The organism is Ruminococcus sp. 5_1_39BFAA, from assembly GCF_964240875.1.
Lineage (GTDB): Bacteria > Bacillota > Clostridia > Lachnospirales > Lachnospiraceae > Blautia_A.
Map to the genome: position 1 here is coordinate 1 of NZ_CAXSVO010000044.1, position 20,938 is coordinate 20,938.

Sequence of the window (20,938 nt, forward strand, 5' to 3'; positions counted from 1 at the left end):
GCCCTTTAAATGGACTTATAAAGGTATACCTTTGACGGTTTGATATTGCTTAATTATTAATGCAATGCTGTACTAGAGTTGCTAAATGTATTGATAACGGTCCAATGGAAGGCTTTTGGGGAATCCTAAAGAGAGAACGTTACTATGGCAATAAATTTAATAATCGCGAATCTCTTGTGGCTATGATCAATAATTATATCGAGTATTATAATACCAAACGATTACAAAGAAATCTGGGAGTATTAACTCCTTTTGAAAAATACGAGCAATATATATTGGCAGCATAAAAACTGCCACCAGTTATGCATCTGGTGGCAGAAATAATTTTTATTTTTTTAATTGTCTACTTGACGGGAAGCAGTTCAATACCGGAGACCGCTATCTTTAATCTTTTTTATAAAATTTGGTTTCATATCCATCGCCTCTAATCTGGATGTCAGGCCTCCAGTCTGGGGATCTGCTCATGATACCGCAGATGGATTTGTAATCGACATTCTGACTACATTCGATGATAAGCTCATCATGGACATGACCACAAATAAAGCAGTGGGAGAGGTTACGCATAGCAAAACAGAGAAGATCTCTGGAGACTGCCTGCACAATGTTCTCAACGAATTTCGGACCGTAGCTTTCGATTCGTTCCCATTTCTTAGTGGAGCCGATACCTTCATAGGTTACGGATTCACCGCCGAATCGATTTTCTCCGATACGAGGCTTGACGTAGCTAAGAGTTCTACCAGAAGGAAGTTTGATGAAGAGTATCCCACTTCGACAGAGGAATTTGATTCCGTTTACCTCTGTAGGAATATTCATTTTTATAGTAGTCTTTACGGCATTATCCACATTCCACCAGAAAGCTGTAATATTTGGATTGGAAGCACGCCAGGAGTCAACCAGTGGCTGCAGTTCATCTTCCATTAATCCCATATCCAAGGCTCCCATGGAAATAAGGGCACCGATAGAACCACCATATCCTAAGGCGAGTTCAGCGATTTTACCCTTTTGTCTGAGGTGTGAGTTTACGCCATGCTTTTCTACAGGTACGCCAAACATCTGGCTTGCAGAAGCACAGTAGATATCTTTACCTTCTGCAAATACTTTGGAACGCCAGGACTCACCGGCAAGGTGTGCCAGGACTCTGGCCTCGATGGCAGAGTAGTCAGATACTACAAATTTGTATCCCGGTCTTGCAATGAAGGCGGTACGAATCAGCTGGCTTAGTGTATCAGGAATATCATCATAAAGTAATTCGAGAGTTTCATAATCACCGATACGGACAAGCTCACGAGCTTCAGCCAGGTCATTCATGTGATTTTGCGGAAGGTTCTGTAACTGGATTAAGCGTCCGGCCCATCTTCCTGAGCGGTTGGCTCCGTAGAACTGAAACATACCGTGAGCCCTGCCATCCTTGCAGACGGCATTCTGCATTGCCTGATATTTCTTTACAGAGGACTTAGCAAGCTGAAGCCTGAGTTTAAGTGCAGCAGCCACATCACCGTCGGTATCTTTTATCATAGCTGCCACATCTTTTTTACCAAGGGATTCAGCCTCAATGCCGTTATCAGAGAGCCACTGCTTCATCTGAACTACTGAGTTTGGATTATCAAGGTTAGTAATATTCTGCATAGCAATCATAAGCTCTGCTTTGGACTTTTCATCAAATGCAATAGCATTTTCTACCACATCCATATCTAGCATGATTCCGCGGTCATTGATTTCCTGGTCGAGATAGTATTCTTCCCATACGAAGTCAGGAACCGGGAATTTAGATAATCTCTGTTTAATCGCCATTTCTACGTCAACATCACGTTTGTTATAGGTTTTGAAGGTTTCCCATTTATCAGGGGCATGCTCTGGAAGGTTTCTGGTTCTGCCGCCATTTACCTTAGTCGGCTTGCAAGGGCAGCAGAAGTATTTGATGAGATCTTTGCCTTCCTTCATTTTCTGATCTTGTAGTTTAAGGACTGCACCGACACCTTCAAGGGAGAGCGGTAAGCCCATATAGGCTGACCATATCATGGTACACTTCCATGAGGCTGGATCCAGATATTTGGAAGCAGGATCTTCCGGAATACTGTAGCCTTTGAAATGCGCAGGGTGATGTTTTCTAAGCCAGTTGGATAAACAGATTCTTTCAAAATTGGCATTGAAAGCCCACTTTGTAACTGTATCATCAGATAATGCTGCAAGGATATCATCGGGAATGGTATCGCCACAGGCAAGGTCAAATACCTGTACTTCACCACCATCAATAGATACGCCAAATAGTAGTATTTCAAAATTATCAGACTCAGCGTATTTATAGGCGCCACATTTGGAGATATCAACATCGCTGTAGGTCTCTAAATCAATTGACATTTCTTTTATCATAATCTCATTCCTTTACAAAAAGGGCAGCAGCACCGGGGAGTACTGCCGCCTTGATATTAGTTTCCTTTTGGGTTCTGTTCTTTTGGCTGGAACCATTTTGCCTTTGGGAAAAGCCAGTGAAGGAAACGTTTTGCAACACCCAGGAACCACTTCCAGATTGCAGCAAGTCCCATTAACCAGAAACCGGCTAAGAAGCCTAAAAGGGATCCGCGGATAATAGCATCTAATATTTCATTAATAGAATCCATAGTCATAATATTTTACCTACTTTCTAAGATTGTCACAGGCGGCAGCAGTATTACCACCGCCTGCTTGGTTGTCATTGTTACATTTGAATTAATCAAGGAAATCGTCATCTTCATCGGAAGCGAAATCATCTTCAGCTCTGGACTTGCCACCAAGAGGCTCACCGTCTCTAATCTTCTGGAGATTATTAAGCCCGCAGGCGATACCTTTGTTACCATTGCTGTTGAAAGCATAGAGATTGATGGAAGCTCTGCCGTAAACACCGGAATATACTTCTGATCTCTCAAGGATAGGCTGACGGTCTGCGTCCACGATGCCAGGTGCAGAAGCACTGTTGGCGTTGATGAAATATGCATTTGCATAAGCAGGATCATCAGGTCGCTCTAAATCACCATCACGAAGAGGTGTCTTGAGAACAGAGAGGGCAGGAACAGTCTTGCCATTACCCTTAAGTTTGCTCTGACCTTCCTCATAGGCTGCTTCGATAGCTGCCTTGATCTTGTTAACGGTTACGGTGTCGGACTTAGGAATGATGAGAGAGACACTGTACTTCGGTGCGCCTCCGTTGATGCTCTTTGCATCCCATACATTCGCGTAGCTCCAACGTGTATTTACTCCTGTGATAACCTTTGTAGGATTCTGAATTTTTGCCATGATATTGGCCCTCCTTTTACTCATTAAAATCATCTTGTGCTGTATTCGTTGCCGGTCTCTTATCAGATTCCGGTACCAATGCTGGTTTACCTGGTGGCTTATATACAAGCTCACCTAATAGCTCTTCAAATTTCTTCTTTCCGAGCATTGTGCTCATGGCAGTGATGCCAAGAAGCTTCTTCTCATACGGGTCGTAGCCCGCATCTTTTACTCTGAATGCCACAGCGGCTTCATCAGTAAATTTTCTATTGGATCTGCCTTCAACGATTTTCCAACCATCGAAGTGGACACCGGACTGCGCTTGCTGTAAGGCATATTCTTTGATGTCATTTCCCCAGGAAATCATTTCATCCACCTTTGCTAAGATAGCGGCGATTTCTATGTCATCCAGGGTAGCTGGCATTTCAAAGTCATATTTTGCAAGCTCAAGATTGTATTCTGCACGCTTTCTGCAGGTGGCTTTTACCTTACAGAACTGACAGTGGTCACCGGCTTTGAATTCGCCTTCGCCTACATATGCAAGCTGTGCAGTAGGTGCCAGAATTTCATCAGCCCATTTCAGAAGCTCATCTTTGGAAATGGTGTAAGTACTGACGTTGTCACGTCTTGGTTGGAAGATGGTCATCTTAATCTGATTGATGTCATAGATATCACCGAAAGCTTCCAATGCACCTAAGGCGTAGCACATCATCTGGCTGTTTCCACCGTGTTCCTCATCGCCGGCGCTTACCAGAACACCGAGACCGTGCTTGTAATCGATAATCTGTAATACTTCATCTGCAACGATGACACAGTCACCGGTTCCAAAGCCGTTTTCAACCCAGCGGGAGAAGTCCAGTCTCTGCTCAATCATGACCTGTGGATCCTTACAGAATTCCTTGGCTGCTTCGATTTGTTCCAAAACATAATTCCTGTATTCCTCTGCGCAGTTTTGCATTTCAGCATCGTAGAATGTCAGGTTTTCTGTCGGATCAGTGACAGCTCTGCCAAGAGCTTTTTCCACAAGATAGGCGCACAGCTCATGACAATCGGTTCCCTGCTGTGCATATTCGGATGTTTGAACCGTAATATTGGCACAGAGCTTTGCACTTGGTGGGCAGGCTAACCATCTGTGGCTGGCAGAAGCGGAAAGGTATGCATGTTTAGGCATTTCCAATCACCTCTGCTTCCTTAAGAATGGCTGCATAGTCATCAGGATTTACCTGCTTTAACTGCTGAGCACCATATTTCTCAAGAAGCTCTTTGACTTCCTTCTTATATCCGGCGGCTGATTTGGAAGCGAGTACTGCACGAACATCTTCCTTAGTATAGGTAGGTTCCGGTGTTTCCTTTGCTTTAGCCGGTTCAGAAACCTTAGTAGCTTTCTTGGTTGACTTGGATTCTTTTTTTTCGGGTGCTTCTTCGGTAGAAGAGAAGATGTCTTTGATTGCGTTAGCAGTTTTGATCATTCCTTCGCCGCAGGCAATCATTTCATCAAGCACCTGCGATAATTCACTCATTTTGCTCATCTTGTTTTCCTCCATTTTCTGTATTCTGTTGTCTTAGATTGGCTGCCAGTCGTTTGGCTACAACACTGATTGCGATGAGAGTGTCAATAAGCTCTTCATCGATGGATGGTGTAGCCTGCTGGCTTTTATCAATCGTTTCTGTCTGCATCTGCAGCACCTCACTTTCTGAATGGCTTTCGTGCCTTTCTATCTTCCTAAGCGCATCTGGAAATTGTTTTTCCGGTCGGGAGCATATTTTTTTGAAAAAGTTTTGAAAAGAGCCAGGGCATTTTTCGCTTATATAAGGAAGCGATGCTGCTCTGGCTGTTGCTTTGTAAATATTTTTTTAATTCGACCGGAAAAGTGTAGGTCAAACCCGCTTAGGAAGTTAGGAGGATTTTATTCCTTACTTTATAGAAACGAGGTTTGAGATATGCAGGTAACGATTTTTACAGCAAACTGCATTGGTCAGGCCGCTAACTGTAGCTATCCAAATAAGGTGACAGTAGTCACGCCGGAGCAGCTTCGGGAGGCGGTGAAGGCAGATCATGTTTGCGCAGAGTACAAAGGAAACTATCGAGGTATTGGTAATTTCATTCGTTCAGATGTGATTGTCATGGATATTGATAATGACCATTCAGAGGAACCGGCAGAGTGGATTACAGCCGAGAAGCTGGAGGAAATATTCCCTGATATGGAATATATGCTTGCTTCCAGTAGACATCATCTGCTTCCAAAGGAGGGTAAGTCAGCCAGACCGAGATATCACATCTACTTTCCTATTTCAGAGATTACAGATGCAGAAGTGTACGGAAATCTAAAGAAGGCATTACAGAAGGAGTATTCCTTCTTTGATGGAAATGCTTTAGACGCAGCAAGATTTATCTTCGGTGCTGATTGTGAAGAAGTATTGGTACATGATGGCTGGATGACGATTGATGAAGAAATTGATGTCAGTCAGGTAGCTGAGGAAGAAGATTTTGATTCCGAGGATTCGGAGAGCACATCTGGTGGGCAGATTCTGGAAGGTAGCAGGAACAATACCATGAGTCGTTTTGCCGGGCGTGTGCTGAAACGCTATGGAATTACTGAAAAGGCATATGAGGCATTTTTAGAACATGCAAAGAAGTGTGATCCGCCGCTACCGGAGTCAGAGCTTAAGACTATCTGGAATAGTGCGGTGAAGTTCTTTAAGAAAAGTATTGTGAATCAGGAAGGGTATGTGCCGCCTGATGAATATAATGCAGATTTTGAAAGTGCTTCATTGAAGCCTGAAGACTATTCGGATATTGGCCAGGCAAAGGTGTTGGTTCGAGAGTATGGAAATGAACTGAAATATACCAGTGCTACAGACTTTTTAAGATTCGATGGTGAGTGTTGGCGGGAGGATAAGCAGATGGCGATTGGTGCTGTTGAGGAATTCTTGGATCTGCAGCTTCAGGATGCTATGGATGAAGTGGCAAGAGTTGAGAAGGCTTTGGAGGATGCAGGTGTACCGAAGGAATCTATCCAGGCTGGCCCGAAGGAGCTTTTAAAAGAGGTGGATGGAAAGCTGATTCCTTTGGTTTATATGCTGATGGGAGCCCAGACTTATTTGAAATTTGTGCAGAAGAGACGTGATTACAAATATATCGTGTCCGCGGCAAATACGGCGAAGCCGATGATCGCTATTTCTGTGTCGGATTTGGATAAGAACGAAAACCTGATTAACACACCTTATGCAACCTATGACCTTAGAAAAGGAATTGCAGGGGAACAGCCTCATAATCCGGAGAATTTGATTACAAAGATTACTGCCTGTTCACCTGGAGAAGAGGGAAAAAAGATTTGGATGGATGCTTTGAATCTGTTCTTTTGTAAGGATCAGAAGCTGATTGATTATGTGCAGGAGACTGTTGGAATGGCTGCAATCGGCAAGGTGTATCAGGAGCATATGATTATTGCTTATGGCGGCGGTGCCAATGGCAAGAGTACCTTCTGGAATACTATTTTCAGAGTGCTTGGCAATTATGCAGGAAAGCTTTCTGCTGAGGCATTGACTATGAATTGCAAGAGAAATGTGAAGCCGGAGATGGCAGAGCTTAAGGGAAAACGTCTCATCATTTCTTCGGAAATGGAGGAAGGTATGAGATTGAATACCGCTGTGGTGAAGCAGCTTTGCTCTACGGATGAGATTCAGGCAGAGAAGAAATATAAGGATCCGTTTTCCTTTGTACCGTCACATACATTGGTTCTCTATACCAACCATCTTCCAAAGGTAGGAGCCAATGATGATGGTATCTGGAGAAGGCTGGTGGTCATTCCCTTCAATGCAAAGATTACCGGTAAAAGCGACATCAAAAATTATGCGGATTATCTGTTTGAGCATGCGGGCCCTGCAATTATGAGCTGGATTATCGAAGGTGCGAAGAGAGCAATTGATAAGAATTTCCATACAACACTTCCGGATGTCGTAGAGGCTGCTATCCAAGCATATCGCGAGGACAATGACTGGCTGGGGCAGTTTCTGGAGGAATGCTGTGAGATTGATCCATCTTATAAGGAAAAATCGGGTGAACTGTATCAGGCTTACAGAGCGCATTGCATGCAGAACGGCGAATATATCCGTAGTACCACGGATTTCTATTCTTCGATGGACAAGGCTGGCTATAACCGTATTCGCAAGAATACCGGAGTACAGGTCGTGGGATTGAAGCTTAAGGAAGGACAGGATTTTTTGGAGTAAGAAAAAGCCCTTTTGTGTAGGTCGTTAACCTCAGTACATAAAAGTCCCTTTAGGAAGAATTTGAATAAATATCTGCTTAAGAGAGTTTTACGGAACGAGGTACTCGACCTGCACACCTGTTAAGAATGATGGAGGCGTGCGATGCGTGAAAAATATATTGAACAGAAATTAGTGAGAGAAGTTAAAAAGCGTGGTGGCTTGTGTGAGAAGTGGAATTCCGGTTCATCGGGCTGGCCCGACCGACTTGTTTTATTACCTGATGGGAAATTTGGGTTGGTGGAAGTGAAGGCGTCAGGAAAGAAACCAAGAGTTTTACAGGAGCACAGGCATGACCAGCTAAGGTCTCTTGGATATAAAGTATTCGTCCTGAATGATGCAGGACAGATTGGAGGGATTCTTGATGGAATACAAACCGCATGATTATCAGCAGTTTGCAATCAATTATATATTAGAACACCCGATAGCAGCCGTGATACTTGGGATGGGACTTGGTAAGACCAGTATTACGTTGACAGCCATCGAGCAGCTTATTTATGACAGCTTTGAGGTAAGTAATGTCTTGGTGGTAGCACCACTTAGAGTTGCGAGAAATACCTGGAGTGATGAAATCCATAAGTGGGATCACCTGAAACATCTGAGATATTCTATTGTTCTTGGTTCTGCAGCTGAGAGGAAAAGAGCTCTGGAAGCGGATGCAGATATTTACATTATCAACCGTGAAAATCTGCAGTGGTTGATTGAACAGAGTGGCGTGAAGTTTTTCTGGGATATGGTAGTTCTGGATGAGCTATCCAGCTTTAAGAATTGGAACTGTAAACGTTTTAAGGCATTTATGAAGGTTCGGCCAAATGTGAAAAGGGTAATCGGGCTCACTGGTACACCTTCCAGCAATGGACTGATGGATCTGTTTGCAGAATTAAAATGTCTGGATATGGGAGAAAGACTTGGAAGATTTATCAGCCAGTATCGTGTGAATTATTTTGTGCCAGACAGGATGAATGGTCCGATTGTTTATTCTTATAAGCTAAGAAATGGAGCTGAGGAACAGATTTATGAGAAGATTTCCGATATCACGATTTCTATGAAAGCCTTGGATCATTTACAGATGCCGGAGCTTATCAGTAATGAATATCCGGTTTATATGAATGATGAGGAAGCGAAGCTTTATGCGGACATGGAAGTGGATTTATTTATTCCTTTGAAAAAGGGAGAGATTACAGCAGCAAATGCGGCGGCTCTTTCCGGGAAGCTTCTTCAGATGGCAAATGGCGCTGTGTATTCCGATGATGGCGATGAGATTGTAATCCATGACCAGAAGCTGGATGCCTTAGAAGATATGATTGAAGCGGCAAATGGCAGACCTGTTATGGTAGCGTACTGGTTCAAACATGATTTATCAAGGATTATGCGAAGGCTTACTGAGAAAAAGATTCCTTTTGAAAAACTGGATTCTGAGGAAAGCATCAGAAAATGGAATCGTGGGGAACTGCAGGTGGCACTAATTCATCCTGCTTCAGCAGGACATGGCCTGAATCTACAGTCTGGTGGAAATATGCTGATTTGGTTTGGACTTACCTGGAGTCTGGAACTATATCAACAGACGGTGGCAAGACTTTGGAGACAAGGACAGACTTCGGAGACGGTGGTGGTTCAGCATATTATTACTGCTAGAACAATAGATGAGGATGTTATGAAGGCTTTAGCAAATAAGGATATGACACAAAACAGATTGATTGCTGCAGTAAAAGCGAGGGTAACACATGGCAGGTAAGAACCAATTTGAAGACCCATATGAAAGACTTGCGAATGCGATTATCCTTAGCGCGGTTGCTGATTACAGAGCCGCACTTAAAAAGGTAAAGCGCAATCCAAAGAGCAAGACAGCAATAGATGAAGCATTACAGATAGAGAAGTTTTTTAGAAGTTCGTGGTATCAACAGCTGACTTCGGTTGATGGAGAATTCTTAATCCGTAAGCTTCAGGACGAAATAAGACGATCAGAGTAAATCCGAGGAAAATAACTTTTCGGAGGTGGCTTATGACAGCTAAAGAGTATTTGAAGCAGGCATATCTGTTGGATAAGCAGATACAGGTTGAGGTTAAGGAACTGGAACAGCTTCGTGAGATGAGAGGTACAATTCAGGGATGTTCTTATGGAGAAAAGATTGGTACCAATCCGAATAGAAATCTGGAAGCGCCGTTTATAAAGACCATTGAAAAGATATGGGATTATGAGCAGAGGATTGATGCACAGATAAACAGATTGGTAGACCTACGTTCAGAAATCAATGCGGCGATTGAAAGTATGGAGAACCCAGAGGAAAGACTTCTTTTGAAATATCGTTATCTGAAAAACGAGAGTTGGGAAGATATTTCCTACGAGCTTAATGTGTCATACAGAACTGTGCATCGTATTCATGCATCGTCACTAAATAATTTTGTTGTACCGGAATAAGGTTGGCACACTTTGTCCCAACATGGCATAAGCATATATGTTAATATGATAGTGTCGAAAGTAGGACAAAACGAAGAGCCTTGAGGGAGCAATCCTTCAGGGCTCAAATTAGTAGGAGGTGCGTATGCCAAGAAGACCGAACATACCGTGTAAACATCCTGGCTGTGCAGCACTTATTCCGCATGGTCAGATGTATTGTGAGGAACATAAGCCTTTACACACAAATGACAGAGCTCATGCAGCAGAGCGTGGCTATGGTGCCAAGTGGCAGCGTGAGAGAAGGAAGTTCTTAGAGAGCAATCCATTCTGTGTGAAGTGTTATGAAGAAGGGCACATCACTATGGCTACAGTCGTGGATCATATCGTTCCGCATCGTGGAGACCAGAAACTCTTCTGGGATCGTGGGAACTGGCAGCCTTTATGTGAGCATCATCATAATGTAAAGACAATGACGGAAGATAGATATGTGGAATACAAGTTTTGAGAGTGAGGGTAGGGGGTATTTGAATCTCTACAGCCCTTAGGCTCCAAGACCGGCGCCCCCTCTTCTGTGCAAAATCGCGAAATGGAAGAGGGGGGGGTATCGTAGAATTTCAGTAACTGAAATGGAAACTAAATGAATAAAATGACATAAAATGGTAACTATAATATTGACTTTAATTCGTGCGTGACATATAATAAGCATGAGGTAGAATGACTTTTGTTGATTGGAGGAAGTTAATATGTTTGATGTGAATTCCATGATAGCTGCAAATATTGTAGCAATTCTTAAAAAACAGAATAGAAAACAAATAGATTTGGCAGGGGCATTGCAGACAAATAAACAGACAATAAGTAAGATGCTTAATGGTTCAAGAATGATTAATGCGATAGAACTGAAGCGTATCGCAGAGTTCCTGGGTGTTAAGATGGAAGAACTTACCAAGCTTCAGGGAGATTCTGTTGATACAGATATTGTTCATGCGTTCATGGGAAAAGTTGAATCAGAGGAAGCTAAAGAAGCACTTAATATTGCTGATAAGCTTTCAAACATGATTCTTTTCCATAGTCGAGTTAGAGATAATGGTATGGCTATGATGAAACCTTGGGAGGCATAATGGGAGATACTTTTTTTGAAAACTTGTTTTATAAGCAAGAGAAGCAATTTGAAAAAATAAATGATTTATCAAAGGCTTTTGCTGTAAATTACTGTGGAAATACCATTATTAGAGAATCTATTTTTGGCATAGTTTCAAATTATGCACGTAAGAGGGAACTGGCTCTTGAAGTGCTTCGTTATCCATTTAGGGATGATGAATTATGGGCGTTTACCTTTGTGAAGAAGGGTACGATTTTCTTGTGTGTGAATACAGAACTGCCAATGTGTAAGCAGATTTTTGCAACGGCACATGAGTTATATCATATTCATTGCTATGCAGAGGATATTAATACCAGCACTATTACATCAGGTTCTTTATTGGATTCAAAAACGGTTGATGAAGTAGCAGCTACGCAGGAAGATCTTGAAGCAAATGCTTTTGCAGGGTTGCTTTTGATGCCGGATGCCAGTGTGATAGAACAGTTTAAGATGTTTGGAATCTCAAAAGAGAATATGGGGATTGATGATGTGCTGATTCTTATGGATTTGTTTGCACTTCCTTACAAAGCAGTTGTATTGCGCTTAGTAGAGAGCGGTGTGATTACAGAAGAGAAGGCCAGAAATCTTTATCAAGAAAAAAGTGAAAGCATTGCAATCAGAATTGAATTGACTGGAAAAGCAGAACAGTGGCAGCAGAATAGTGGAAGTTTACTCCGCTATGGAAGTTTGTTGGATAATCTGGCTTTTAACTCTGAACACGAATTACTTGTGGATAGTAGAGAGGAATCTGATAGGGCATACTTGGAAAAAATTGGAAAGGAATTTCGGAATCGAAAATAAGGTGAGTATATGGCAAATGAAAAATATGCCTTGCTGGATACTGACTTTATATCCAAGATGCATTTGATACGCAAGGATGATCATAATAAATTAATAGACAAAATTATGGCAATGCCAGGTTATTGCTTTTATTGTCATAAACAGATTCAAGTAGAAATCATGCGTCACAATATAGCTGGGGCACCAGAATGGTTTCAGTCGAAAATTGAGTCAAAATCAATATGTATGTATGACGATGAAATGATACTGGATGAATTATCAGGAGTCTATGGTGAATGGGCTATCAGCGCATATGCAGGAATGCTTAAAACTGCGTGCGATGCATATAAAGATGGATATTTTGAAGAGAAGTTTGTTCTTGTGTCTCAAATGGACTGCCGCAGTATAAGTAGAGAAGATTTTTTGAAGCAACTGCAAGATGATTGTGACACTATCGGCGAGGGACAAAATCTCGGAGAACTGAAGTCATATGTCTTATTGCAAGTGCTGAATTTGAAGTTCGGTGAACAAATCTATGTCTTTTGTTCTGATGAGAAAAATGCCAGAAATGGTGTAATCAGTATAGGCGGAGCTAGATGTATTAGTGTATTGTCATCGTTTGTAAGGCTGAAAAAAGAAATTGGCTTTGCGAAAGAGGATGCTATGCCATACATCGATTCTTATATGAATACTTGTTTAGGAAAAGATCAAACAGCATTCAGGGTTCAAGATACTTCAAAAGAGAGGCGAATGTGCAGGATACCATGTGAGCAAGTATTTGAAGAGATATTTGATGGGAAAATAGATGAGTTAATAACTGGAAATTTAAAATACATATAGATATTCATCATGAGGATCGTGTAGAAATACATGGTCCTTTTATTTACACGAGTAGTGAGGAAAATACCATGCTTGCATGAGCATTTGACGAGCACCGCGATAACCCAAGAAATTGATTTCTTGGGTGTGCAGAAAATTAAGGAAGGAGGGGATTCCAGTGGCAGGAAGAAAGCCAAAGCCTACAGCGGTTAAGAAGCTGGAGGGTAATCCAGGTAAAAGAAAACTGAATACGAAAGAGCCAGCTCCGGCAAAGGGAATGCCTGACTGTCCGGAGTGGCTGCTTCCAGAGGCGAAGAAAGAGTGGGAACGACTTGCGGATCTGATGAACCAGATGGGAGTTCTGACCGAGGTGGATATGGCGGCATTTGCTGCATACTGCCAGTCTTATGCTAGATGGAAGGAAGCGCAGGAGCATATAGATTCTGAGGGATCGACCTTTGAAACGGATAAAGGATATCAGCAGCAGACACCTTGGGTTGGTATTGCAAATACCAATCAGAAGCTGATTCTACAGGCGGCATCCGAGTTTGGACTTACGCCTTCATCCAGGTCACGTATTGTGGCTGGTAGTGCAAAGGGTAAGGAGTCGGAAGATGAGATGGAGGCATTGCTTGGGGGTGATTCCTAATGGCAAAGGAACCAAGACCAAAGGGATATCCGAAGCTTAAGAATTATAAACCTTCCCAGTTCATGCTTCCGACTTCACATTATGATAAGAAGAAAGCAGACAGGGCAGTGACCTTTATTGAGAATCTTTGTCACACCAAAGGTAAATGGGCAGGAACACCATTCTGGCTATTACCGTGGCAGGAGCAATTGATAAGAGATATATTCGGGATTGTAAAACCTGATGGGAACAGGCAGTTCCGCACTGCATTTGTGGAGATATGTAAGAAAGTAGGTAAGAGCGAATTAGCAGCAGCTGTCGCTCTTTATTTATTGTATGCGGACAATGAGCCTTCCGCAGAAGTGTATGGTGCAGCGGCTGACAGACAGCAGGCATCCATCGTATTTGATGTGGCAAAACAGATGGTAGAGATGTCACCGGCTCTGATGAAAAGAAGCAAGCTGATGGGAGCCACCAAGCGTATTGTGAATTACAGTAATGCCGGTTATTATCAGGTGCTGTCAGCAGAGGTTGGCGGTAAACATGGATTTTCGGTAAGCGGTTTGGTATTCGATGAAATTCATACCCAGCCAAACAGGCAGCTGTATGATGTTCTTACCAAGGGCTCGTCAGATGCAAGACAAAATCCGCTTCACTTTATTATAACGACTGCAGGTAATGATAGACATTCCATTGCTTATGAGCTTCATACTAAGGCGGTGGATATCTTAGAAGGCAGACGTGTGGATCCGACTTTTTATCCTGTGGTCTATGGACTTAAGGATGATGAGGACTGGGAAGATGAAGAAAACTGGTATAAGGTCAATCCTTCTCTTGGATATACCGTTGATATTGAAAGACTCAGAGATGCATACAGGGAAGCAAAGCAGAACCCGGCGGATGAGGTTACTTTCAAATGGCTTCGATGCAATATGTGGGTGAGTTCAACCGTTGCATGGATTCCGGATGCGATATATATGAGAGGAAATGAATCAATTGAGGCGGCTTCACTTGAAGGAAGAGACTGTTATGCAGGACTTGACCTTTCAAGTACAGGGGATATTACAGCTTTAGTATTGATATTTCCGCCGAGAGATGAAAATGAAAAGTATGTGCTCTTGCCGTACTTCTGGATTCCTGAGGAAACCATACCTAGAAGAGTGAAAGCTAATTCAGTTCCCTATGATATTTGGGAAAAACAAGGCTATATCATGTCTACAGAGGGAAACGTGATTCATTACGATTTTATTGAAAAGTTCATCATGTACCTATCAGAGAAATATCACATTTTGGAAATAGCGGTGGATAGATGGAATGCGACTCAGATGATTCAAAATTTGGAGGGCGAAGGTTTTACCATTGTTCCTTTTGGTCAGGGATTTTCTTCAATGTCAGCTCCGACGAAAGAATTCTATCGCTTACTGATGGAGGGAAGAATTATTCACGGTGGGAATCCAGTGCTTAGATGGATGGCAGGTAACGTTGTTATTGACACAGATCCTGCTGGCAATATTAAAGTAACTAAAGCTAAATCTAAGGAGAAGATAGATGGCATTGTTGCCGCAATTATGGCGCTTGATAGATGTATACGTCAGGAAGGGCAGAGTGGCAGCGTTTACGATGAGAGAGGATTGTTGGTATTTTAAGGAGGGTGTATGGGATTTTTCAGTAATTTATTTCGGGGGAGGGATGCTCCTTCTAACAGCACAGCTGGAAGTGGATATGGATTCTTTATGGGGAGTACGGCTTCCGGGAAGAGAGTGAACGCAAGGAGTGCCATGCAGATGACTGCTGTGTATTCCTGTGTGAGGATTCTTTCTGAGGCGGTGGCCAGTCTGCCATTGCAGTTTTACAGGTATAACGATAATGGCGGTAAGGAAAAGGCGGTGGATCATCCGCTTTATTTTCTGCTGCATGATGAGCCGAATCCGGAGATGACTTCTTTTGTGTTCCGGGAGACTTTGATGACGCATCTGCTTTTGTGGGGGAATGCGTACAGTCAGATCATCCGGAATGGAAAGGGTGAAATTGTGGCTCTTTATCCGCTGATGCCTGACAGGATGACGGTGGACAGGGATGAGCATGGCAGGCTTTATTATGAGTATCTGGTTTATGACGGGGATGATGTGGACGGAAGAACCGGGACAGATCCGAAAGCAAATGGAAAGATCGTGCGTCTGCATCCGGCGGATGTGCTGCATATTCCGGGGCTTGGATTTGACGGGCTGGTCGGATATTCACCTATTGCCATGGCGAAGAATGCGATCGGGCTTGCCATTGCTGCGGAGGAGTATGGAAGCAAGTTTTATGCCAACGGTGCCGCTCCGTCAGGAGTGCTGGAGCATCCGGGGACTTTGAAGGATCCGGGCAGGGTGCGTGAGAGCTGGCAGTCCACTTTCGGGGGAAGCAGCAATTCCAATAAGGTTGCTGTCCTGGAAGAGGGAATGAAGTATACGCCGATTTCCATTGCACCGAATGAAGCCCAGTTCCTGGAAACCAGGAAGTTTCAGATTGATGAGATTGCCAGGATTTTCAGGGTGCCGCCTCATATGGTCGGGGATCTGGATAAGTCCAGTTTCAGCAACATTGAGCAGCAGTCTTTGGAGTTTGTGAAGTATACACTGGATCCCTGGGTGAGCCGGTGGGAACAGGCAATGGTCAGGGCTCTGCTGTCTGCGGAGGAAAAGAAGAAGTATTTCTTTAAGTTCAATGTGGATGGGCTGCTCAGGGGTGATTACCAGTCAAGGATGACCGGTTATGCCACGGCAAGACAGAATGGATGGATGAGTGCCAATGATATCCGGGAACTGGAAAATATGGACCGGATCCCGGAGGAGCTTGGCGGTGATCTGTATCTGATCAATGGAAATATGACAAAATTACAGGATGCCGGTATCTTTGCCGGATCTGGAAAGGGGAAGGATACTGGTGAAGAAGTTTTGGAACTGGAAAAAGAAAGCGGTAAATTTGGAAAGCGGACAGGAAGCTGAGGAAAGAATCCTGTTCATGAACGGAGTTATCGCTGAGGACAGCTGGTTTGACGATGATGTCACGCCGGCTCTTTTTAAGGATGAACTGAATGCAGGGACAGGGGACATTACCCTGTGGATCAACAGTCCAGGCGGGGACTGTGTTGCCGCAGCGCAGATTTTTAACATGCTGTCGGAGTATCCGGGAAAGGTTACGGTGAAGATTGACGGGCTTGCGGCATCTGCTGCGTCTGTCATTGCAATGGCCGGAACTGAGGTATGGATGAGTCCGGTAAGCATGATGATGATCCATAATCCGGCAACGGTTGCATGGGGCGATCATGCAGAGATGAAGAAGGCTATGGAACTTCTGGATGCGGTGAAAGAATCTATCATCAATGCTTATGTACGGAAAACGGGACAGAGCAGGGCGAAGCTGTCACATCTGATGGATGCGGAAACGTGGATGGATGCGAATAAGGCTGTGGAGCTTGGCTTTGCGGATGACATCCTGTTCCAGAAAGAGGAACAGGGCAGTGAAGGCGAAAATGGAGATTCAGGTGCTGGTCGTACAGAAAACGGGACGTCTGATTCCGTAATGTTTTCCAGACGGGCAGTGAATAATGCGCTGATGAATAAGCTGGAGAGGCATTATGGAAAGACTGGAAAATCCGTGAAAGATCAGGCAGGAATTGCCGCACCAAAATTAAATATTGTTGACACAGGGCGTTCTGCGGATGATCTGCGTGAACGCTTAAATTTTATCAAAAAATATATCTGAGGAGGATACGGATTATGACGATTCAGGAATTAATGGAGAAGAGAGCTAAGGTTTGGGAAGCTGCAAAAAATTTTGTGGATACCCATGAGAATGAAAACGGGGTGCTGTCTGCGGAGGACAGTGCAGCCTATGAGAGAATGGAAGCGGAGATTGAGGATCTGACAAAGGCGATTGACCGCCACCGCAAGGCTGAGGAAATGGAAAAGAACCTGAACCAGCCGGTAAACCAGCCGCTGACCGGGAAGCCTTATGCAGGCGGCCAGGGTGAGCCAAAGACAGGACGTGCTTCTGATGAATACCGCAGGGCAATGCTGAATGCACTGAGAAGCAACTTCCGCCAGGTTTCCAATACCCTTCAGGAGGGCGTGGATGCCGATGGTGGTTATCTGGTTCCGGAAGAGTATGACAGAAGACTGGTTGATGTTCTGAATGAAGAAAATATCATGCGCCGTCTTGCCACAAGAATCGTGACTTCCGGGGAGCATAAGATCAATATTGCGGCTACCAAGCCGGCGGCAAGCTGGATTGAGGAAGGCGGGGCACTGACTTTCGGGGATGCGACTTTTGACCAGAAGATCCTGGATGCACATAAGCTTCATGTGGCGATCAAGGTAACTGAGGAACTGCTTTATGACAATGCCTTTAATCTGGAAAATTACATCCTTGTCCAGTTTGGAAAAGCACTTGCCAATGCGGAAGAGGATGCTTTCCTGAACGGAAACGGAACAGGGAAACCGACCGGTATTTTTGACGGAACAGGCGGAGGACAGCTGATGACTACGCTGACTGCGGCTTTGAAATCAGATGACATGCTGGATCTGGTGTATGGCCTGAAACGTCCGTACCGTAAAAATGCATCCTTTATCATGAATGATGCAACACTGCCTTCCCTTAGAAAGCTGAAGGACAATAACGGTGCTTATATCTGGCAGCCGGCTTATCAGGCAGGAGAACCGGACAGGATTCTGGGATATAAGGTGGAGACTTCTGCCTATGCACCGAAGGACGGCATCGCTTTTGGGGATTACAGCTATTACAACATTGGAGACCGTGGAAACAGATCCTTTAAGCAGCTGAATGAACTGTTTGCAGGCAACGGAATGATCGGTTTTGTTGCAAAGGAACGCGTGGACGGAAAGCTGGTGCTTCCGGAAGCCGTGCAGATTATGAAACTGAAGGCAGACTGATTTTTTGAATAAGGGGACCGGCAGGGGAAGTACAGGCCTGCCGGTTCTGTTTTGAGGTGATGCAGTTGACAGTGACAGTGGATGAGATGAAGAATTACCTGCGTGTGGATTTTGAGGATGATGATGCGCTGATCGGGGATCTGATCAGGCAGGGACAGCAGATCTGTATGGATGTGGCAAGGATCGTGGATGAGGATGAGTTTGAAGATCTGCAGGGGACGAAGATTGCCGTGCAGTATGCGGCTGCCTATCTGTATGAACACAGGGAGGAAGCGGATCACCATCAGCTGGTGATGGATCTGCGGAGCCTGCTGTTTGGAGTAAGAAAACCGGGATTCTGAGGTGGTTGGTTTGAATATTGCATTGATGAATGAGAAAGTTGTTTTTCAGAAATGTTCTGTTGTAAAGGACGGGATCGGAAATCACAGGAATGAGTGGACAGAGGATTACTGCTGTTTTGCTACGATAGGCGGTGAGGGGCTTGCCAGTTCCAGGGAAGCGGAAACCGCAGGGACTGTGGTGGAAGATGTGGGAATGACTGTGACGGTGCGGTACTGTAAAAAGACGGCAGGCATCCGGTCTGTTACCCACAGGATCCTGTTTCGTGATCAGGTGTATGACATTGTGAGTGTGGATCATCTGAATTATAAGAAGAAGTGTCTGAAATTCACATGCAGGAAGGTCCGGAGGTGAGACATGGCAGGAGACAGATGTACAGTCAGCCAGATGGCAGATGTGATCATGGAAGGGCTGAAAGAGTACGCACAGCTTGCGGCGGATGATATGAAAAAAGCAGTGAAGAAGGCAGGCGCACAGGCGAGAAAAGACATCCAGGAAAATGCCCCTGTGAAGACTGGTGCTTATGCAAAGAGCTGGGCGGCGAAGACCACGAAGGAAACTGCCAATGCAATGGAGATCGTGGTGCATTCCAGAAACAGGTACCAGCTGGCTCATCTGCTGGAGTTCGGTCATGCGCTGAGAAAAGGCGGCAGGACAAGGGCATTTCCACATATTGTGCCTGCTGAGGAAAGGGCTGCGCAGACTCTGGAACGGGAAGTGGAGAAGGCACTGAGGTGATCAGGAGGTGAAAGCATATGACACTGGAAGAACTGGCAGGGATGCTGGAAAAGACTGGTTTTCCTTTCGCTTATGACCATTTTGCGGAAGGGGAAAGCCCGGATCCGCCGTTTATCTGCTATCTGCTTCCCGGCAGTGATAATTTTGCGGCAGACGGACGGGTATACTTCCGGATCAGTGAAGTAAGGATAGAGCTATACACGGACCGGAAGGATCCCGGGGCAGAAGCCCTGGTGGAAACAGTTCTGGATGATGCCGGGATTTTTTATAATAAGTCGGAGGTCTGGATCCAGAGCGAAAAGCTGTATGAGGTGCTGTACAGTATGGAACTGTAATGATTTGTTTAATGATGGAGGGATCATATGTCTGATAAGAATAACAAGGTGAAGTATAACCTGAAAAATGCGCATTACGCTTTACTGACGATCGGGGAGGACGGGGCGGTGTCCTATGCAGCACCAGTGCCGCTTCCGGGGTCCGTATCACTGTCCCTGGATGCCAACGGGGAGCCGGAGAATTTTTATGCAGATGGCATTGCGTATTATGTGATCAACAACAATATGGGCTATGACGGGGATCTGGAGCTTGCACTGATTCCGGAGAGTTTCCGGACGGATGTGCTGAGAGAGAAGCTGGATGCCAAGGGCGTTCTGATTGAAAACTCGGACGCAGAACTGGCACTGTTTGCCCTGCTTTTTGAGTTTGACGGGGATGTGCGCCATATCCGGCACGTGATGTATAACTGTTCGGCTTCCCGTCCGAAGATTGAGGGCAAGACCAACGAGGAGAAGAAGGAAGTGCAGACGGAAACGCTGACTATTAAGGCCACGCCATTGTCGGATGGAAAGGTGAAGGCAAAGACAGGGAATACTACGGATGCAACTGTTTATGCAGACTGGTACAAGGCGGTGTATCTGCCGGCTGCAGATCCGGCTTCCTTGCAGGAAGCTGATGGTGGAAAATCTGTTGTGAATGCTACTGGAAATGGAAAAGCACTGAGCTGAGGGGGATTCAGATATGAGCATGATGAAGAAGATTGAGATTGACGGGAAGGCAGTTGCTTTTAAGGCATCTGCTGCCATTCCGCGTATTTACAGGATTAAGTTCCAGAGGGATATCTACAAGGATTTATCTGTGTTGGAAAAGAGTATCGGGGACGGGGATCCGGAAAAGTCTTCCCTGGATCTGTTTTCCCTTGAGATGTTTGAGAACATTGCATATGTGATGGCGAAACATGCGGATCCGTCGATTCCGGATAATCCGGAGGAATGGCTGGATGAGTTTAACACGTTCAGTATCTATCAGGTTCTGCCAAAGCTGATCGAGCTGTGGGGAATGAACATCAGGACGGATGTGGAGGCTAAAAAAAACTTCATGCAACAGACCGTGAAATGACAACTCCCCTGTTTCTTCTCCGGTGTGTGCAGCTGGGGATTTCCATCCGGGATCTGGATCTGCTGACTATCGGGATGGTGAATGATATGTTTGTGGAGAGCAGGAACGATGAGTATAAGGGATGGAGAAAGGTTGCCACGCAGGAGGATTTTGATAAATGGTGAATTCACCATTTGTCCATTTATCAGCACCTTATAAAAATCAGCACCTTTTTCCAAATGTCAGCGTTTTAACTGAATTCAAGTCGA

At 44.5% G+C, this 20,938-nt stretch carries 28 protein-coding genes; 22 read left to right on the forward strand and 6 right to left on the reverse strand.

Annotated elements, in window-relative coordinates; genetic code table 11:
* Window positions 1–59: 59 nt before the first annotated feature.
* Window positions 60–287, forward strand: coding sequence for an IS3 family transposase (locus ACESZH_RS22320; RefSeq protein WP_373219193.1), 228 nt, complete (start codon window positions 60–62; stop codon window positions 285–287).
* A gap of 97 nt (window positions 288–384) precedes the next feature.
* Here ACESZH_RS22320 and ACESZH_RS22325 read toward each other — a convergent pair whose 3' ends face one another.
* From ACESZH_RS22325 to ACESZH_RS22350, 6 genes are all read right to left on the reverse strand, one after another.
* Window positions 385–2,367 carry a DNA polymerase gene (locus ACESZH_RS22325; RefSeq protein WP_373219196.1) on the reverse strand — a complete coding sequence of 661 codons (1,983 nt, stop codon included), beginning with the start codon at window positions 2,365–2,367 and terminating at the stop codon, window positions 385–387.
* Between the two features lie 59 nt (window positions 2,368–2,426).
* Window positions 2,427–2,624 (reverse strand): hypothetical protein, encoded by a 198-nt coding sequence (locus tag ACESZH_RS22330; protein ID WP_368357175.1) that lies wholly within the window; start codon window positions 2,622–2,624, stop codon window positions 2,427–2,429.
* An 82-nt stretch (window positions 2,625–2,706) separates the two neighbouring features.
* Window positions 2,707–3,270, reverse strand: coding sequence for a DUF2815 family protein (locus tag ACESZH_RS22335; protein ID WP_373219192.1), 564 nt, complete (start codon window positions 3,268–3,270; stop codon window positions 2,707–2,709).
* 16 nt (window positions 3,271–3,286) lie between these two features.
* Complete coding sequence (locus tag ACESZH_RS22340; protein ID WP_373219191.1) at window positions 3,287–4,420, reverse strand: DUF2800 domain-containing protein; 1,134 nt, start codon at window positions 4,418–4,420, stop codon at window positions 3,287–3,289.
* The gene (locus ACESZH_RS22345) at window positions 4,413–4,778 is read right to left on the reverse strand and encodes a DNA ligase (protein ID WP_373219190.1); all 366 of its coding nucleotides are present in this window, start codon (window positions 4,776–4,778) and stop codon (window positions 4,413–4,415) included. Before ACESZH_RS22345 ends, ACESZH_RS22340 begins: the two co-directional genes overlap by 8 nt.
* Window positions 4,762–4,926: a hypothetical protein gene (locus ACESZH_RS22350; protein WP_167338116.1), complete on the reverse strand. Its 165-nt coding sequence runs from the start codon at window positions 4,924–4,926 to the stop codon at window positions 4,762–4,764. Before ACESZH_RS22350 ends, ACESZH_RS22345 begins: the two co-directional genes overlap by 17 nt.
* A 264-nt stretch (window positions 4,927–5,190) precedes the next feature.
* On the opposite strand from ACESZH_RS22350, the gene ACESZH_RS22355 reads away from it, so the two are divergent.
* The 21 genes from ACESZH_RS22355 (at window position 5,191) to ACESZH_RS22455 (ending at window position 20,854) form a co-directional block, all read left to right on the forward strand.
* Window positions 5,191–7,482 carry a phage/plasmid primase, P4 family gene (locus ACESZH_RS22355; protein ID WP_373219189.1) on the forward strand — a complete coding sequence of 764 codons (2,292 nt, stop codon included), beginning with the start codon at window positions 5,191–5,193 and terminating at the stop codon, window positions 7,480–7,482.
* A gap of 141 nt (window positions 7,483–7,623) precedes the next feature.
* Window positions 7,624–7,902 (forward strand): VRR-NUC domain-containing protein, encoded by a 279-nt coding sequence (locus ACESZH_RS22360; protein WP_373219188.1) that lies wholly within the window; start codon window positions 7,624–7,626, stop codon window positions 7,900–7,902.
* A complete protein-coding gene (locus tag ACESZH_RS22365; RefSeq protein ID WP_373219187.1) occupies window positions 7,883–9,253 on the forward strand; it encodes an SNF2-related protein in 1,371 nt (456 codons plus the stop codon). Before ACESZH_RS22360 ends, ACESZH_RS22365 begins: the two co-directional genes overlap by 20 nt.
* Window positions 9,243–9,488 carry a hypothetical protein gene (locus ACESZH_RS22370; protein WP_373219186.1) on the forward strand — a complete coding sequence of 82 codons (246 nt, stop codon included), beginning with the start codon at window positions 9,243–9,245 and terminating at the stop codon, window positions 9,486–9,488. The genes ACESZH_RS22365 and ACESZH_RS22370 overlap by 11 nt, the downstream gene beginning before the upstream one ends.
* A 32-nt stretch (window positions 9,489–9,520) precedes the next feature.
* On the forward strand, window positions 9,521–9,937 hold the full coding sequence (locus tag ACESZH_RS22375; RefSeq protein ID WP_021738969.1) for a DUF1492 domain-containing protein: 417 nt from the start codon (window positions 9,521–9,523) through the stop codon (window positions 9,935–9,937).
* A 124-nt stretch (window positions 9,938–10,061) separates the two neighbouring features.
* Window positions 10,062–10,421 carry an HNH endonuclease gene (locus tag ACESZH_RS22380; RefSeq protein ID WP_373219185.1) on the forward strand — a complete coding sequence of 120 codons (360 nt, stop codon included), beginning with the start codon at window positions 10,062–10,064 and terminating at the stop codon, window positions 10,419–10,421.
* Window positions 10,422–10,659: 238 nt separating this feature from the next.
* Entirely contained in the window at window positions 10,660–11,034 is a 375-nt protein-coding gene (locus tag ACESZH_RS22385; protein WP_021738971.1) for a helix-turn-helix domain-containing protein, read from the forward strand.
* The gene (locus tag ACESZH_RS22390; RefSeq protein ID WP_021738972.1) at window positions 11,034–11,855 is read left to right on the forward strand and encodes an ImmA/IrrE family metallo-endopeptidase; all 822 of its coding nucleotides are present in this window, start codon (window positions 11,034–11,036) and stop codon (window positions 11,853–11,855) included. Before ACESZH_RS22385 ends, ACESZH_RS22390 begins: the two co-directional genes overlap by 1 nt.
* Window positions 11,856–11,864: 9 nt before the next feature.
* Entirely contained in the window at window positions 11,865–12,674 is an 810-nt protein-coding gene (locus ACESZH_RS22395) for a hypothetical protein (RefSeq protein ID WP_373219184.1), read from the forward strand.
* A 151-nt stretch (window positions 12,675–12,825) separates the two neighbouring features.
* The gene (locus ACESZH_RS22400) at window positions 12,826–13,302 is read left to right on the forward strand and encodes a phage terminase small subunit P27 family (protein WP_373219195.1); all 477 of its coding nucleotides are present in this window, start codon (window positions 12,826–12,828) and stop codon (window positions 13,300–13,302) included.
* Window positions 13,302–14,927: a terminase large subunit gene (locus ACESZH_RS22405; RefSeq protein WP_373219183.1), complete on the forward strand. Its 1,626-nt coding sequence runs from the start codon at window positions 13,302–13,304 to the stop codon at window positions 14,925–14,927. Before ACESZH_RS22400 ends, ACESZH_RS22405 begins: the two co-directional genes overlap by 1 nt.
* 9 nt (window positions 14,928–14,936) lie before the next feature.
* Window positions 14,937–16,271 carry a phage portal protein gene (locus tag ACESZH_RS22410; protein ID WP_373219182.1) on the forward strand — a complete coding sequence of 445 codons (1,335 nt, stop codon included), beginning with the start codon at window positions 14,937–14,939 and terminating at the stop codon, window positions 16,269–16,271.
* A complete protein-coding gene (locus ACESZH_RS22415) occupies window positions 16,210–17,031 on the forward strand; it encodes a head maturation protease, ClpP-related (protein WP_373219181.1) in 822 nt (273 codons plus the stop codon). The genes ACESZH_RS22410 and ACESZH_RS22415 overlap by 62 nt, the downstream gene beginning before the upstream one ends.
* A 14-nt stretch (window positions 17,032–17,045) precedes the next feature.
* Window positions 17,046–18,218, forward strand: coding sequence for a phage major capsid protein (locus ACESZH_RS22420; protein WP_373219180.1), 1,173 nt, complete (start codon window positions 17,046–17,048; stop codon window positions 18,216–18,218).
* Window positions 18,219–18,277: 59 nt separating this feature from the next.
* Complete coding sequence (locus tag ACESZH_RS22425) at window positions 18,278–18,559, forward strand: head-tail connector protein (protein ID WP_373219974.1); 282 nt, start codon at window positions 18,278–18,280, stop codon at window positions 18,557–18,559.
* 10 nt (window positions 18,560–18,569) lie between these two features.
* A complete protein-coding gene (locus ACESZH_RS22430; RefSeq protein WP_373219179.1) occupies window positions 18,570–18,911 on the forward strand; it encodes a phage head closure protein in 342 nt (113 codons plus the stop codon).
* Window positions 18,912–18,914: 3 nt separating this feature from the next.
* On the forward strand, window positions 18,915–19,295 hold the full coding sequence (locus tag ACESZH_RS22435) for an HK97 gp10 family phage protein (protein WP_373219178.1): 381 nt from the start codon (window positions 18,915–18,917) through the stop codon (window positions 19,293–19,295).
* A gap of 17 nt (window positions 19,296–19,312) precedes the next feature.
* A complete protein-coding gene (locus tag ACESZH_RS22440) occupies window positions 19,313–19,630 on the forward strand; it encodes a hypothetical protein (RefSeq protein ID WP_173906201.1) in 318 nt (105 codons plus the stop codon).
* A 27-nt stretch (window positions 19,631–19,657) separates the two neighbouring features.
* A complete protein-coding gene (locus tag ACESZH_RS22445; RefSeq protein WP_373219177.1) occupies window positions 19,658–20,299 on the forward strand; it encodes a major tail protein in 642 nt (213 codons plus the stop codon).
* Between the two features lie 13 nt (window positions 20,300–20,312).
* A complete protein-coding gene (locus ACESZH_RS22450; RefSeq protein ID WP_021871171.1) occupies window positions 20,313–20,690 on the forward strand; it encodes a hypothetical protein in 378 nt (125 codons plus the stop codon).
* On the forward strand, window positions 20,687–20,854 hold the full coding sequence (locus ACESZH_RS22455) for a hypothetical protein (RefSeq protein WP_373219176.1): 168 nt from the start codon (window positions 20,687–20,689) through the stop codon (window positions 20,852–20,854). Before ACESZH_RS22450 ends, ACESZH_RS22455 begins: the two co-directional genes overlap by 4 nt.
* The last annotated feature ends 84 nt before the right edge of the window (window positions 20,855–20,938 follow it).